The organism is Mammaliicoccus stepanovicii (genome assembly GCF_002902525.1).
Classification (GTDB): Bacteria; Bacillota; Bacilli; order Staphylococcales; family Staphylococcaceae; genus Mammaliicoccus; species Mammaliicoccus stepanovicii.
On record NZ_PPQZ01000011.1, the window covers coordinates 30,788 to 45,003 of the forward strand.

At 32.7% G+C, this 14,216-nt stretch carries 17 protein-coding genes and 1 riboswitch; of the genes, 13 read left to right on the forward strand and 4 right to left on the reverse strand.

Translation table 11 applies throughout. From position 1 onward, the window contains the following. Nucleotides 1-44 precede the first annotated feature (44 nt). From murA to fabZ, 3 genes are read left to right on the forward strand one after another with little or no spacing between them, the layout of a single operon-like run. On the forward strand, nt 45-1,340 hold the full coding sequence (murA, locus tag CD111_RS01885; protein ID WP_095086676.1) for a UDP-N-acetylglucosamine 1-carboxyvinyltransferase: 1,296 nt from the start codon (nt 45-47) through the stop codon (nt 1,338-1,340). A 1-nt stretch (nt 1,341) separates the two neighbouring features. After that, nucleotides 1,342-1,626 (forward strand): DNA-directed RNA polymerase subunit beta, encoded by a 285-nt coding sequence (locus tag CD111_RS01890; protein WP_095086679.1) that lies wholly within the window; start codon nt 1,342-1,344, stop codon nt 1,624-1,626. Beyond that, complete coding sequence (fabZ, locus tag CD111_RS01895) at nt 1,626-2,063, forward strand: 3-hydroxyacyl-ACP dehydratase FabZ (protein ID WP_095086682.1); 438 nt, start codon at nt 1,626-1,628, stop codon at nt 2,061-2,063. Before CD111_RS01890 ends, fabZ begins: the two co-directional genes overlap by 1 nt. A 91-nt stretch (nt 2,064-2,154) precedes the next feature. On the opposite strand, the gene CD111_RS01900 is transcribed toward fabZ, so the two are convergent. Further along, nucleotides 2,155-2,592, reverse strand: coding sequence for a YwpF-like family protein (locus CD111_RS01900; protein WP_095086685.1), 438 nt, complete (start codon nt 2,590-2,592; stop codon nt 2,155-2,157). Between the two features lie 181 nt (nt 2,593-2,773). Between CD111_RS01900 and CD111_RS01905 the strand changes: the two genes are divergently transcribed. From CD111_RS01905 to yidC, 7 genes are all read left to right on the forward strand, one after another. Further along, nucleotides 2,774-3,364 (forward strand): single-stranded DNA-binding protein, encoded by a 591-nt coding sequence (locus tag CD111_RS01905; RefSeq protein ID WP_095086688.1) that lies wholly within the window; start codon nt 2,774-2,776, stop codon nt 3,362-3,364. A 371-nt stretch (nt 3,365-3,735) separates the two neighbouring features. After that, the gene (locus tag CD111_RS12905) at nt 3,736-4,545 is read left to right on the forward strand and encodes a LysM peptidoglycan-binding domain-containing protein (RefSeq protein WP_095086691.1); all 810 of its coding nucleotides are present in this window, start codon (nt 3,736-3,738) and stop codon (nt 4,543-4,545) included. A 95-nt stretch (nt 4,546-4,640) separates the two neighbouring features. Then, nucleotides 4,641-4,739, forward strand: a riboswitch (TPP riboswitch). Nucleotides 4,740-4,815: 76 nt separating this feature from the next. Then, a complete protein-coding gene (gene tenA / locus CD111_RS01915) occupies nt 4,816-5,496 on the forward strand; it encodes a thiaminase II (protein ID WP_095086694.1) in 681 nt (226 codons plus the stop codon). A 1-nt stretch (nt 5,497) separates the two neighbouring features. Further along, nucleotides 5,498-6,310, forward strand: a complete 813-nt coding sequence (gene thiD, locus CD111_RS01920; RefSeq protein ID WP_095086697.1) for a bifunctional hydroxymethylpyrimidine kinase/phosphomethylpyrimidine kinase — start codon at nt 5,498-5,500, stop codon at nt 6,308-6,310. Then, on the forward strand, nt 6,303-7,094 hold the full coding sequence (gene thiM / locus CD111_RS01925) for a hydroxyethylthiazole kinase (RefSeq protein WP_095086700.1): 792 nt from the start codon (nt 6,303-6,305) through the stop codon (nt 7,092-7,094). Before thiD ends, thiM begins: the two co-directional genes overlap by 8 nt. Further along, a complete protein-coding gene (gene thiE, locus CD111_RS01930) occupies nt 7,095-7,736 on the forward strand; it encodes a thiamine phosphate synthase (RefSeq protein ID WP_095086703.1) in 642 nt (213 codons plus the stop codon). It abuts the gene before it with no gap. An 82-nt stretch (nt 7,737-7,818) separates the two neighbouring features. Next, nucleotides 7,819-8,682: a membrane protein insertase YidC gene (gene yidC, locus CD111_RS01935; protein WP_095086706.1), complete on the forward strand. Its 864-nt coding sequence runs from the start codon at nt 7,819-7,821 to the stop codon at nt 8,680-8,682. A gap of 102 nt (nt 8,683-8,784) precedes the next feature. Here the strand turns inward: yidC and CD111_RS01940 are convergent, their stop codons facing one another. Continuing rightward, nucleotides 8,785-9,450 (reverse strand): HD domain-containing protein, encoded by a 666-nt coding sequence (locus tag CD111_RS01940; RefSeq protein ID WP_095086709.1) that lies wholly within the window; start codon nt 9,448-9,450, stop codon nt 8,785-8,787. A gap of 123 nt (nt 9,451-9,573) precedes the next feature. After that, complete coding sequence (gene cls, locus CD111_RS01945) at nt 9,574-11,055, reverse strand: cardiolipin synthase (protein WP_095086712.1); 1,482 nt, start codon at nt 11,053-11,055, stop codon at nt 9,574-9,576. A 162-nt stretch (nt 11,056-11,217) separates the two neighbouring features. Between cls and CD111_RS01950 the strand changes: the two genes are divergently transcribed. Together CD111_RS01950 and CD111_RS12725 are read left to right on the forward strand one after the other, a co-directional pair. After that, the gene (locus CD111_RS01950; RefSeq protein WP_095086715.1) at nt 11,218-11,424 is read left to right on the forward strand and encodes a copper ion binding protein; all 207 of its coding nucleotides are present in this window, start codon (nt 11,218-11,220) and stop codon (nt 11,422-11,424) included. 136 nt (nt 11,425-11,560) lie between these two features. Then, nucleotides 11,561-11,695: an Lmo0850 family protein gene (locus tag CD111_RS12725; protein ID WP_229726496.1), complete on the forward strand. Its 135-nt coding sequence runs from the start codon at nt 11,561-11,563 to the stop codon at nt 11,693-11,695. Nucleotides 11,696-11,758: 63 nt separating this feature from the next. Here the strand turns inward: CD111_RS12725 and CD111_RS01955 are convergent, their stop codons facing one another. Beyond that, nucleotides 11,759-12,958 carry an FtsW/RodA/SpoVE family cell cycle protein gene (locus CD111_RS01955; protein WP_095086718.1) on the reverse strand — a complete coding sequence of 400 codons (1,200 nt, stop codon included), beginning with the start codon at nt 12,956-12,958 and terminating at the stop codon, nt 11,759-11,761. 181 nt (nt 12,959-13,139) lie between these two features. On the opposite strand from CD111_RS01955, the gene CD111_RS01960 reads away from it, so the two are divergent. Beyond that, on the forward strand, nt 13,140-14,213 hold the full coding sequence (locus CD111_RS01960; RefSeq protein WP_095086721.1) for a D-alanine--D-alanine ligase: 1,074 nt from the start codon (nt 13,140-13,142) through the stop codon (nt 14,211-14,213). The last annotated feature ends 3 nt before the right edge of the window (nt 14,214-14,216 follow it).

The window sequence follows — 14,216 nt, forward strand, 5'->3', positions numbered from 1 at the left end:
TTTGTTAAATAACTAACTAGTGAAGTTTTGTGGAGGATAATTATATGGATAAAATAGTCGTAAAAGGCGGGGCACGATTAGAAGGTACTGTAGTAGTAGAAGGCGCAAAGAACGCTGTTTTACCAATACTAACTGCTACACTTTTACCAGAAGTAGGTCAAAGTGTATTAACGAATGTACCAAGATTAAGTGACGTAGATACAATAAATACAGTGTTAACACATTTAAATGCTGAAATTAATTATGATGCAGAGCATAATACTGTTAAAGTTGATGCTACACAGTCATTAAAGATAGAGGCACCTTACGAATATGTAAGTAAAATGAGAGCAAGTATTTTAGTGATGGGTCCATTATTAGCTAGAAAAGGACATGCACGTGTGGCACTACCAGGTGGATGTGCAATTGGATCGAGACCGATAGAGCAACACTTGAAAGGTTTCGAAGCTTTAGGTGCAGAAATAGAATTACATAATGGTTATATAGAAGCAACGACACCTAATGGATTAAAAGGAAGCAAAATTTATTTAGACTTCCCAAGTGTTGGTGCAACTCAAAATATTATGATGGCTGCAGTATTGGCTGAAGGCAAAACAGAAATACAAAATGTTGCAAGAGAACCTGAAATAGTTGATTTAGCTAACTATTTGAATGAAATGGGTGGAAATGTAACTGGTGCTGGAACTGATACAATTAAAATTGAAGGTGTAGAACGTCTTCATGGTGCTGAACATTCTATTATTCCCGATAGGATTGAGGCAGGTACGTTTATGATTGCAAGTGCAATCACAAGAGGTAACGTTAATGTTATAGGTGCTATGAGAGAACATATGACAAGTTTAGTTTCTAAATTAGAAGAAGCTGGTGTTCAAATCACTGATATTGAAGATGGTTTAAATGTTCAAGTACCTGGTGAAATTAAGCCAATTGACGTTAAAACGATGCCACACCCTGGTTTTCCAACTGATATGCAATCTCAAATGATGGCTTTATTATTAACAGCTAATGGCACTAGTAAAGTGACAGAAACAGTATTTGAAAATCGATTCATGCATGTAGAAGAATTTAAACGTATGAATGCAGATATCTTCATCAATGGAAGAAGTGCTATAATTACAGGAAATAAAGCATTACAAGGTGCAGATGTGAAAGCAACAGACTTACGTGCAGGTGCTTCATTAATTCTTGCTGGACTTGTTTCAGAAGGTTATACGAATGTAACTGAACTTATACATTTAGATAGAGGATATGTTGATTTTCATGTTAAACTAAAAGCATTAGGTGCTGATGTAGAACGCATCAATGATAATGATAAGTTAAACGATAAAGCGAGGGTTTAGTATGTCTGAGACGCAATCAACAAGATCTGACAATAAAGATAAAAAGTCACTTTATAAAAAGGTTAAAGAAAAATTACAAACGAATAGAGTAGAAACAATTCAAGGAATAGAAATAGAACATCGTGTAATTCCTTTGTGGATAAAGTTTCTCATATTGTTAGTTTTAATGATTTTATTATTTATTGTTGGGACTATGATTGGGTACGGTATACTCCATAATCCTTTTGGTGTTTTTAATCCTGAAACATGGCAACACATTTTTGATTTAACTGGAAGGAGATCATGATGGAAACAATCTATGATTTTAATGATATTAAGAAAATAATTCCACATCGCTACCCATTTTTATTACTTGATAGAATAGTAGAATTAGAAGACGGTAAGCGTTGTGTAGGAATTAAACAAGTTGCAGGTAATGAACCATTTTTCCAAGGGCATTTTCCTGATTATGCTGTGATGCCTGGCGTTCTAATTGTAGAAGCTCTTGCACAAACTGGTGCAGTTGCTATGTTACGATTAGAACAAAATGAAGGAAAACTAGCAATGTTTGCTGGAATTGATAAATGTAGATTTAAGAAACAAGTTACGCCTGGTGATACGTTAAGACTTGAAGTCGAAATAACTAAAATTAAAGGGCCAATAGGTAAAGGAACTGCTAAAGCAACTGTAGATGGAGAAATTGCATGTAGTTGCGAAATTAGCTTTGCTATTGTAGATAACTAAATTTTTATATTATATATATGCACAAAATAATATATATCAAAAATCTCTACCGTCTAGACTAGGCGGTAGAGATTTTTTAGTTATTCAGTAATTAAATGTTGCTTTTTTCGTCTTTAAGTTTTGGTTTAGACTGCATTAAACGATTGAAAGATGTTTTTAATTCATCGCCAGACAGCCCCTCGTCAATGAGTTGTTCGAGAAGTCGTTCTGCATAAACTTGTCTTAAAGTATAAATATGGCATTCAAATACAACAGAAATCTGTTCATCCAATCTTTCAATATATTTGATAGTTGCATCAAATAGAGCGGGATCATTGGATGGTCGCGTAATCACAACACGTGTATCAAGTAAAGTTTGCTTGTCGTAATACTCCTTCATTTGCTCATAATGAATATCTGATATTAAAATTTCAAGTAGCCAACCTGTACCGCTATTTTCTTTATTGATGATAATGCCATCAAGTAGTTCGTATTCCGTTATTTGTTCACCGTCGACAATTTGGAAACGAACAGCTTTAAATGTCTTCATGAATATCCCCCTTAAAATTAATTCAACGAATATTAAACTTTAGATTCTATTATAAAGCACTTTTTAATGAATTAACAATATTCATAAAAATTCTAGAGAATATCAGTACTTTATTCTTAAAATATGCATTTTGACTCATAGGAGGTAGCTTATTATATTAATCTTAGAAGGAGGTGATAAAATGCTAAATAAATCTGTGTTGGTTGGTCGTTTAACGAAAGACCCTTTGTACTATAAAAGAGGTGAAATCATGATTGCAACATTTTGTCTTGCTGTAGAGAGAGGATATAAATCGAGAGAAGGTACAATGGTCGTTGACTTTATAGTTTGTAAAGCATTCGGGAAACTAGCTTATAATATCCATAAATATACGAAGAAAGGTCAATTGGTCGCGTTGACTGGTCAAATACAATCTAGGTCATATACTCAAGATAAGAAGAAACAATATGTTACGGAAATCATTTGTGATTCTATTAAATTTCTAACAATGCCGATGAGTAGTAAATCTACTGTACCCCATTCTAAAGAAGATATAAGTGATTTGATTAGTGAAAGTGCTGAATTATATTCCGAGGAACAAATCACTAATTTTGAAAGAGAGAAGTCAAAAGCTGAAAAAAGAGCACGTGATAATGAGCGAAATCATGCATCTCATAAAATGTATAACCAAATCGATCAAATTGTAGAATTAATTGATGATGAAACTAAAAATGAAGATATCAAAGAAAAGTTAATAAATAAATCTAATGAAGAACAAGTAACGACATCATAGATTTATGCTTGCATTAGTATTGAATGACTAATAAACAATCCTCCATTTTTATATAGTTCTTGATTCTTTTTTCCAAAACTTGCTGTCTTGCTGTAGGGCAGCAAGTATACATATTAATAATAAATTGTTTAAAAAATTACAAACATATGACAAATTGTCTGACAATAAATTTTGCACAATGAGTGTTTTTCCTTTAACTACAACGTTTTAACATTAAATAATGTAACTACACACTTGAAACATGCGTAATGTAAATGTAATATATGGCTTTGTTTTATCATATATCTGTAACCTATGACATGAAAATAGATGGTATAGTTTAAACAGTAAAAATCATATAAAAAGAACCTTACGGGAGGAAACATTAAATTATGAAAAAATTATTAGCAGTTTCAACAGCAGCAGTTGCAGTTACTACAGGGGTAACAGCTACAGCAGATGCAGCAACTCATACAGTAAAATCAGGAGATACATTACATAGTATTTCACAACAATACGGTACTTCAGTAGACGCAATCAAATCAGAAAATGGTTTGAAATCAAACTTAATCTTACCAAATCAAGTAATCAAAGTTAACGAAGCTAAAGTTGAATCAACAACTTCTTATACAGTTGTTGCAGGAGATACTTTAGGTAAAATTGCTTCTAAATATGATGTAACAGTATCACAATTAAAAGCTTGGAATAATTTATCATCAGATTTAATTATTGTTGGTCAAAAATTATCATTACAAGCACCAGCACAATCAGCTGCACCAGTAGCACAAGCACCAGCAGCTCAACAAGCACCAGTACAACAATCATACCAAGCACCAGCACAACAACAAACTTATAATGCACCAGTTCAATCATATAAAGCACCAGCACAACAATCATATAATCGTGTTCAAACGTCACAAACTTCATACCAAGCGCCAGCACAACATTCAACTGGTTCTTCAGTAAATGTTAATTCACACTTGCAATTAATTGCACAACGTGAATCTGGAGGAAATATTCATGCGATTAACCCAACTTCAGGTGCAGCTGGTAAATATCAATTTTTACAAAGCACTTGGGATTCAGTAGCACCAGCTCAATATAGAGGAGTATCTCCTGCTAATGCACCAGAACATGTTCAAGATGCAGCAGCAGTAAAATTATATAATACAGCTGGTCCGTCACAGTGGGTAACAGCATAAATTGAATAATCTAACTGCCTTGAAAACTTCAAGGCAGTTTTTTTAATTTGACCAAAGGAATTTGTTTTGATACGATTTAATTAACTAAATAAATAAATGACTGCTAGGGGCGCCGTATTGGCTGAGATGATGTAATTCAGTCCCTTATACCTGATTTGGATAATGCCAACGTAGGAAAGTAGTCAATTAACGGATACTACTTTAATTGACTTCTTTTTTTGCGAAAGAGGTCATTTTTTTATAGAGTAATACGTTAATAGGAGAGATTAAATGCGTTTTTCTGAAAGACTACAACAACAGGTGGAACCAATTATTGAAAGGATTTATCAAGATGAATTCATTCAAGGATTTGTAAATGATGATATTTCGACTGAAGCAATTAAACATTATTTAAAAGCAGATGCGCGTTATCTTAATGAATTTGCGAAAGTTTATGCGCTCCTTATTCCGAAAGTGAATTCTAAAGAAGAAATTAAATTTTTAGTTGAACAAATTGAATTTGCTTCATCTGGAGAAGTAGGCGCACATCAAATACTTGCGGATTATATTGGAGAACCATATTTAGAAGTTATTAAAGATGGAGCTTGGTATCCGACTGCAGATCACTATATAAAACATATGTACTATAATGCATACGCACATGAGCATGCTGCATATACAATTGCGGCGATGGCTCCATGCCCATATGTATATAGAAGATTGGCGCAAATGGCGTTAGAAAGAAACAATTTTAGTGATAACCATAAATTGAAAGAGTGGTTTAATTTTTACTTAAAGGGTATGGACGAACTGATGGTTTATTTAGATGGTTGGTTGAATGATTTTAGTGAAAGTTGTAGTGAAGCGGAACTGAAAGTTGTAGAAAGAAACTTCCTTGAAAGCACAGTACATGAACGAAACTTCTTTAATATGGCTTTTACAAAGCAAGATTGGGAATTTGAGGTGGAATAAAATGAAAAAACCAAATATTGCTTTAACGATAGCGGGGACTGATCCAACTGGAGGAGCAGGTATTATGGCAGACTTGAAATCATTTCATGCATCGGGTGTTTATGGTATGGCCGTTGCAACAAGTATAGTTTCTCAAAATTCTTTAGGTGTACAAGATGTTTACCATCTGCCGATTGAAGTGCTTGAAAGTCAATTAAATAGCGTGTTTGAAGATGAGTCTCCACAAGCAATTAAAACAGGTATGATTGCATCTGAAGAAATGATGAAAATGATTAAACCATATATATTGCAGTCAAACGTACCTTATGTCATTGATCCGGTAATGGTTGCTAAAAGTGGTGATGCATTAATGGACGACGAAGGAAAACAAAAATTAATAGAAACACTATTACCAATAGCTACAGTGGTTACACCAAATATACCTGAAGCTGAAGATATTACAGGATTTAATATAGAAACTGTCGATGATATTAATAGGGCAGGTGCGTTTTTTATAAATGAAGTAGGTTCAGAAGGTGTCGTAATTAAAGGTGGTCATTTAGAAGGAGATGCAATTGATTATTTATTCACGAATAAAGGCGTTACAACATGGAATAGTGAGAGATTTGATACAAAACATACTCACGGTACGGGGTGTACATTTAGTGCAGTTATAACTGCAGAATTAGCGAAAGGTCATACAATAGAAGAAGCGGTTAATACAGCGAAGAGGTTTATAAGTTTAGCAATTCAACATACGCCGGAAATTGGTAAAGGAAGAGGACCTGTTAATCACTTCGCTTATCAAAAGATTGAGGGGTTAGATTATGAGTAAACTAAATCAAATTAGAGAAGAATCACCATTAGTTGTTTGCTATACAAACGATGTTGTTAAAAACTTCACTGCAAATGGATTGTTATCAATAGGTGCAAGCCCAGCAATGAGTGAAGAACCAGAAGAAGCATTAGAGTTCTCTCAAGTAGCGGGAGCATTTTTAATAAATATAGGTACGATTACGGCTGATCGTGCTTTTGATATGAAAGAATATACAAAAATTATGCACGAACAACATGTGCCGGTCGTGTTAGATCCAGTTGCAGTTGGTGCATCAACATTAAGAAAGACATTTTGTACGGCATTATTAAACGATGAAGTGGTAGATGTTATAAGAGGTAATGCATCAGAAATATTATCACTTATAGATGACGATGCCAAAATGAAAGGAACAGATAGTGATGATCAATTAGATCATGTAAAAATCGCTAAAAAAGCACACCAACAGTTAAATTTACCAATTGTATTGACAGGTAAAGTCGATGTTATTGCATGTGATAATAAAGTGTTGGAATTAGAAAATGGCAGTGAAATGCTTACTAAAGTAACAGGTGGAGGTTGTCTGCTTGGCGCGATTGTCGCAGCATTCATTGCTAACGAGAAAAAAATTACCATTGAAATACTAGAAGAAGCACTATCAACATATAATATCGCAAGTGAAATCGCAAATGATATTGAAGGTGGAAATTTACCTGGATCATTCCAGATGAACTTTATTGATCAATTAAATGCTATTACACATGATAAAGTATTGGAAATGAAGAAAGTGAAAGAAGTGAAATAAATGTTTAATCCAAATATGCTAAAAGTGTATTTCATTGCGGGAAGTCAAGATGTGCCAAATCATGATTTAAATGAAGTTGTTGAAGAAGCACTTAAAACTGGTATTACGATGTTTCAATTTCGAGAAAAAGGACCGAATAGTAAAACAGGTATAGAAAAAGAGAATCTTGCGAAATCTTTATTATCGCTATGTCGTCGTTATGACATACCATTTATCGTTAATGATGACGTATCCCTTGCTATAAAAATTAATGCAGACGGCATTCATGTTGGTCAAGATGATCGTAAAATATCTTCGTTTAAAGATGATTTCCAAAATAAAATAATCGGGTTAAGTGTTGCTAATATTGAAGAATATAATCAATCTGAAATAGAAAATGTAGATTATATTGGTACTGGTCCAATTCATTCTACAATATCTAAACAAGATGCTGGCGTCCATGGTGGATATAAATTGGTTGAAACACTGAGACAATATGACAATGTGATTCCAATAGTTGCGATAGGTGGCATTACGGAGCAAGATGTTATGCCACTAATTGATGCAGGTGCTAACGGTGTAAGTGTCATATCGGCTATAGCACAAAGTGAAAATATTGAACAAACTGTGAAGGGCTTTCATAAACATTATAAAAAATTCTGACAAAAATTGAGATATTGATTTATGTTGGCTTGAAACTATGATAGAATAACCTTTATGTGAATATATCAATAGAGGTGGAAAAATGAAGAAAAAAGCGTTATGGCCATTATTATTTGGTGTAATGGTAGTGTTAGCCGGATGTGACTATTCTAAACCTGAGAATAGAGATGGATTCTTTTATAATACATTTGTCAAACCAATGGATAGTTTAATTCATTGGCTCGGTGCAAACTTAAATCACAATTACGGTTTAGCAATTATTCTTATTACATTAATCGTTCGATTTGCGTTATTCCCATTCATGATGAAAACGTATAAAAATCAAAAATTAATGCGCGAAAAAATGAAATTAGCAAAACCAGAAATGACCGCTATACAAGAAAAAGTAAAACGCGCACGTACGCAAGAAGAAAAAATGGAAGCCAATCAGGAAATGATGGCATTATACAAAAAACACGGCATTAATCCTATGAATATGGGTTGTTTACCGATAGTTATTCAAATGCCAATTGTTATGGGTTTATTCTATGTATTGAAGTATCCTACAGAAGGTGGTATTACAGAATATCCACATTTCTTATGGTTTAATTTAACTGAGCCAGACATCTTCATCACAATTATTGCGGGTATTATATATGCTTTACAAGCATTTGTCTCTATGAAATATGCAAATGTTCCTGATGAACAAAAGAATATGATGAGAATGATGATGTTCATTTCTCCAATCATGATTATTTGGATGTCATACATTTCAGCTTCAGCATTAGGTTTATACTGGGCTGTTGGTGGTGCATTCTTAGTGATTCAAACATGGTTAGGTAATGTCTTTTATAACAAAAAAGTAGAAGAAGAAATGAAACCAATCATTGAAGCACATGAAAAAAATCAAAAAGAAAATAATAAAGATAAGAAACCAGCTAAATTAGTTTCAAACAAGAAGAAATAAATTAGATGTGGTTTCAATATATAAAAGCCTGCGACATAATATTATGTCGCAGGCTTTTATTACTGTACAGAGAGTTTATCTATCCTGTTCACTATTTCTATCTCAATCTTGTTCTTGATTTATATGCCATTCATCGAAAAACTGATTTAAAAATTGAATCATGAAATCATGACGTGTTTCAGCGATTTCATAACCCTTTGTTGTATTCATTTGATCTTTGAGCAATAATAATTTTTCATAAAAGTGATTTATAGCGGTGTTAGGTTCGTTATGATATTGTTCAGCAGTCATTGTGTTTAAATCTCGAGGCTTTATACTACTTATATGCATCGGTTCTTTAAAATGACCTGAAAATTGAAATGTGCGAGCGATGCCGATAGCACCTAATGCATCAATTCTATCTGCATCTTGTACGACTTTACCAGCTAAACTATTGAGCTTGCCTTTGTTCTTACCACCGTTATAGCTAATATATTTTAAAATGTGAACCAATTCTTGTTGGATGTTAAGAGGTAAACTGACAGCATTCATCCAGTTATTTAAATGTTGCCATGCTTGATTTAAATCTTTAAATAGCTTTTTGTCGACTGTATCATGCAATAAGCTAGCTAGTTCTACTACGAATGAATCTACTTCTTCTGTTTTTGCGATTTGCAATGCGATATGTCTTACTCTTAAAATATGTTCAAAATCATGACCTGTTGTATCGGATTCATGTAATTGTTGAGCATATTCTTCAGCACTTTGTATGACTTCTATTTTGTTCATATTATTCTCCTTAAAGAGGGAATAGGATAGCAACCTAATGTTGTTAACAACATTTCATCATCCTTGCCGTAATGTAGTAAGGCCGGGACTATTCAAATATGTCCCAGCCTTTTAATTTTGTTACTAAAGTAATGGTGAAAGTAACCTTGCAATACCTTCTTTTAATTTAATCCAAGTGCTTCTTTTTTCATAAATTTCATTTGTTAAAATGGACGAATATTCCATATCTTTTTGATAAGCTAATCGTGAGTTTCTAGCGATTTCTTCATCGTATATAAATGCGTTTACTTCAAAGTTTAATACGAAGCTACGGTTATCCATATTTGCTGTACCAATACTTACAACTTCATCATCTATTGCAACCATCTTTGTATGAATAAAACCATTTTCGTAAATATGCACATTAACGCCTGCTTTAATGAGATCTCCGACATTTGCATATGTTGCCCAATAAACGAATGGATGATCAGGTTTATTAGGAACCATAACATTTACATCTACACCAGATAGGGCAGCAATTTTAATTGCATCTAAAAATGATAAGTCTGGTATAAAGTATGGTGTTTGAATATAAATATGCTCTTTAGCTTCTGAAATCATCTTTAAGTAACCGTATTTAATTTGTTCCCAATCTTCGTCAGGTCCACTCGATGCGATTTGGATTCCAACTTTACCACCAGATTCAACGTCAGGGAAGTAGCGTGAATCATACCGCATCTTATCACGAGTCGATTGTGAGTTCCAATCCATCATAAATCTAAGTTGTAACGCATTAACTGAGTCGCCTTCAAGTCGTAGGTGTGTATCTCGCCAATAACCAAACTTTTTGTCTAATCCTAAATATTCGTCTCCAACATTAAATCCACCAACATAACCAATCTTTCCGTCTATAACAACAATTTTTCTATGGTTACGGTTGTTCATTCTAAAATTAATTAAAGGTAATTTGGAAGGGAAGAAGCTTGCTACTTCTCCACCTTGCTCACGAAACTTTTTAAATGATGAAAGATTTAGTTTTCTAGACCCCATATCATCATATAACATCTTTACTTCTAAACCTTCTTGTAGTTTCTTCTCAAGTGCATTTAAGACTTTCTTACCGATATTATCTTTCTTAAAGATATAATATTGAATGTGAATGTAATGTTCAGCATTTTCGATATCCTTAATTAAAGCATCAAATTTATCATGACCATCTGTAAACATCTTTACCTTATTATCTGTTGTTAAAAAGGCTGAATTATTATACAAAAGCATGTGAATGAGGTGCTTATAGTTATAAATCTCTGGCTTGTCGATTTCAAAATTATTATCGTCTATCGCTTTGATTTGTTCATTTATTATATGTTCCAAACCTATTTTATCTTCTTCATCAAGATTAAAAATACTTTTTCTTTGAATTTGTCGTCCGAACAATAAGTATAAAATAAACCCTAAAATAGGAACAAATAGTAATACTAATAACCATGCCCAAATAGCCCCAGCTTCTCTACGTTCAAGAAAAATGATAACAAAACCAAATACTAGGTTTAGTATAAAGGCAGTTATAAGTAGCACTGATATAATGATTGAGAAATCAAATGAAAAATTCGGAATAAAATGCATACCAATGCCTCCGTTTCTGTTTCTTTAAACTAGTATAATACATTTAAAATAAAATTGGAAAGTTTGTATTTGACCAATGATGTTGAGATGCCTATAATAAAACAAAATACATACAATAATAAATGTAATTTAATATAAACGTTCTGTATAGGAGAGATTATCATGAAAGAAAAAATCATTAATGTAGAAGGCATGAGTTGCGCACATTGTAAACAAGCTGTCGAGGAATCTGTAGGACAATTAATTGGGGTAAATGAAGTTGTAGCAAGCCCAGACGATAATCAAGTACGTGTTGTATTTGAAGATCCCGCTAGTATAGATAATATTGAGAACGCTATTTTTGATGCTGGATATGAAGTTATATCGTAATTGAACATTGAATTTTAATACGTCATTCATATATTTACAAAAAAATTATATGTTAATACTAATGGCCTATAGTCAAATGACAAATAATAGAGTAGAATAAAGATAAGATTTTCAAATTGAAATAGAGGTGGTACCCATGAATCAACCTAATTCAAAGGTCAAGAATGTGGTCAAGCTTTTATCATCATTAGGCGTAAACATAACTGAAACAAAATCACGTATTGAAATAATGCGCAGTTTACCGAATGTTGCTACGAATAAATTGAAGTAATATTTAGGCGAATTGAAAAGAGTCCGGAACAATTATAATTGTTCCGGACTCTTTTTATGTCATTTAACTTAAATGCTTCTCTGTAATCATCGTGTATTTATCTTTTTCGTGATAGGTAATGGATAGAATGATACCAATACCAGCCATTAATGACCATAACGCCGAACCACCATAACTTATAAATGGTAATGGTATACCTGTTATTGGCAATAATTGAATCGTCATACCAATATTTTGTACTACGTGGAACAATACAAATGAAATGTAACCTACAATAAATACTGCATTAAATGGATGAGATGTCGTTGTAGCAAGTCTTGCTAAATGAATAAAGAGTACTAAGAAGATAATCAGAATGACCATCGTTCCTAGAAATCCAAATTCTTCTCCAATTATAGAGAATATGAAGTCTGTATGGTTTTCTGGGATGTATACTTCGCCATTATTTAAACCTTTACCAAAGATTTGACCAGAACCGATTGCTTTTAATGATTCTGTTAAATGGTATCCATCACCAGAACTATACTGATATGGATCTAACCATGAATTAATACGTCCGAGTTGATATGTCTTAATACCAGACACTTGTTCAATAACGCTAGGCTTAAAAATAATCAATAATATGATACTTGAGCCTAATGCAAATAACGCGATGAATACTGGCGCTAAAATTCTCCAAGTTACACCTGAAACAATGACTGTTCCTAATATAATGGCCATTAAAACAAGAGTCGTACCTAAGTCATTTTGAAATAATATAAGACAAAGTGGAACTAATGATGTAAATGCCATTTTAGTAAGTAAGTTTAAATCTCTAGATAAAGATTTATTATATGTAAACCGATTATGTTGATATATCACATTAGCTAATGCCAATATTAATATCACTTTCATGAATTCAGATGGTTGAATACTAATTGGACCAAGTCTATACCAACTCTTAGCCCCATTAATAATAGGTGTAAAACTTGATTCGGGCAAAATTAATAATCCAACTAATGATAAGTTTCCTACAATATAAATAATCCAAACGTTCTTACGTAATGTTTTGGGGGAAATAAACATTAAGGCAAATGCTAATATAAACCCTAAAACATAATATAATACTTGTTTGAAAAGAAAGTTCGTTTCATATTGACCGCCTGACATTGCAGAATTAATTATGAGACAACTCGTTGCAAATAAAATGAGGATGATAGTAATTAAACGCCAATCTATACGTTCTAGAAATGACTTGTTCAATGTACGAGTAGAAGTTTCCATTAATATACTCCTTTAATTAACGCTAAATTTCATATTTTCTATTATAACTTGATTGTACATAAGATTGTACAATTTTGCTATTCTCATTTCTTCTTAAATTTAAATTAGAATAGTTGAAAGGTGCAACAAACTATAAAAACATGATAAAATGTAGGCTAATAATCTACATGGAGGCGTCTTAATGTCTAAAGAAAATATTTGTATCATTTATGGTGGGAAAAGTGCTGAGCATGAGGTTTCTATTTTAACAGCACAAAATGTAATTAATGCAGTAGACTTATCAAAGTATTGCGTGGACATTATTTACATTACAAATGATGGAGAATGGATTAAAGGTGAACATTCAATTGAAAATCATATCGAAGATGTAGAACAACTTCGTCTAAAAACTAATGAATTGACTCCAATATCTAAATTACTTGAATCAAGTATTAATGGTCAATCTTATGATGCTGTATTCCCATTGTTACATGGACCTAATGGAGAAGACGGTACGATTCAAGGATTATTTGAAGTGCTAGATATTCCTTATGTAGGTAATGGTGTATTAGCTGCTTCATGTTCAATGGATAAATTGGTTATGAAACATCTATTCGCGCATAGAGGACTACCACAACTGCCGTATGTTAGTTTCTTAAAAAGCGAATATGAAAAATATAAACACAATATACAAGAACTCATCCAAAATAAATTAGATTACCCAGTTTTTGTTAAACCAGCAAACTTAGGATCAAGTGTAGGGATAAGTAAATGTACTAATAAAGAAGAATTGATTTCAGGAATTGAAGAAGCATTTAAGTTTGATCGTAAATTAGTTATTGAACAAGGTGTTGAAGCGCGAGAAATTGAAGTAGCTGTTCTCGGAAATGATTATCCTGAAACAACATTACCAGGAGAACTAGTTAAAGATGTACAGTTCTATGATTACAAATCTAAATATAAAGATGGTAGAGTACAGCTTCAAATTCCAGCAGACATAGATGAAGAAACGGCAACAACTTTAAGAAATATGGCAGTTGAGGCTTTTAAAGCGACAGATTGTTCTGGACTTGTGAGAGCAGACTTCTTCTTAACTGAAGATAATACTATCTATATAAATGAAACAAATGCTATGCCAGGGTTCACACAATATAGTATGTATCCACAATTGTGGGAGAATATGAACTTAAGTTATACAGAATTAATTACAAAGTTAATTGAACTTGCTATTGAGAGATTTAATAACAAGAAAGATATTAAATATAAAATTGACTGAGGG

Bases quoted from the DNA above. Each gene is read 5' to 3' on its own strand.
- murA (WP_095086676.1), top strand. From the start codon at position 45: ATGGATAAAATAGTCGTAAAAGGCGGGGCACGATTAGAAGGTACTGTA.
- CD111_RS01890 (WP_095086679.1), top strand. From the start codon at position 1,342: ATGTCTGAGACGCAATCAACAAGATCTGACAATAAAGATAAAAAGTCA.
- fabZ (WP_095086682.1), top strand. From the start codon at position 1,626: ATGGAAACAATCTATGATTTTAATGATATTAAGAAAATAATTCCACAT.
- CD111_RS01900 (WP_095086685.1), bottom strand. From the start codon at position 2,592: ATGAAGACATTTAAAGCTGTTCGTTTCCAAATTGTCGACGGTGAACAA.
- CD111_RS01905 (WP_095086688.1), top strand. From the start codon at position 2,774: ATGCTAAATAAATCTGTGTTGGTTGGTCGTTTAACGAAAGACCCTTTG.
- CD111_RS12905 (WP_095086691.1), top strand. From the start codon at position 3,736: ATGAAAAAATTATTAGCAGTTTCAACAGCAGCAGTTGCAGTTACTACA.
- tenA (WP_095086694.1), top strand. From the start codon at position 4,816: ATGCGTTTTTCTGAAAGACTACAACAACAGGTGGAACCAATTATTGAA.
- thiD (WP_095086697.1), top strand. From the start codon at position 5,498: ATGAAAAAACCAAATATTGCTTTAACGATAGCGGGGACTGATCCAACT.
- thiM (WP_095086700.1), top strand. From the start codon at position 6,303: ATGAGTAAACTAAATCAAATTAGAGAAGAATCACCATTAGTTGTTTGC.
- thiE (WP_095086703.1), top strand. From the start codon at position 7,095: ATGTTTAATCCAAATATGCTAAAAGTGTATTTCATTGCGGGAAGTCAA.
- yidC (WP_095086706.1), top strand. From the start codon at position 7,819: ATGAAGAAAAAAGCGTTATGGCCATTATTATTTGGTGTAATGGTAGTG.
- CD111_RS01940 (WP_095086709.1), bottom strand. From the start codon at position 9,450: ATGAACAAAATAGAAGTCATACAAAGTGCTGAAGAATATGCTCAACAA.
- cls (WP_095086712.1), bottom strand. From the start codon at position 11,055: ATGCATTTTATTCCGAATTTTTCATTTGATTTCTCAATCATTATATCA.
- CD111_RS01950 (WP_095086715.1), top strand. From the start codon at position 11,218: ATGAAAGAAAAAATCATTAATGTAGAAGGCATGAGTTGCGCACATTGT.
- CD111_RS12725 (WP_229726496.1), top strand. From the start codon at position 11,561: ATGAATCAACCTAATTCAAAGGTCAAGAATGTGGTCAAGCTTTTATCA.
- CD111_RS01955 (WP_095086718.1), bottom strand. From the start codon at position 12,958: ATGGAAACTTCTACTCGTACATTGAACAAGTCATTTCTAGAACGTATA.
- CD111_RS01960 (WP_095086721.1), top strand. From the start codon at position 13,140: ATGTCTAAAGAAAATATTTGTATCATTTATGGTGGGAAAAGTGCTGAG.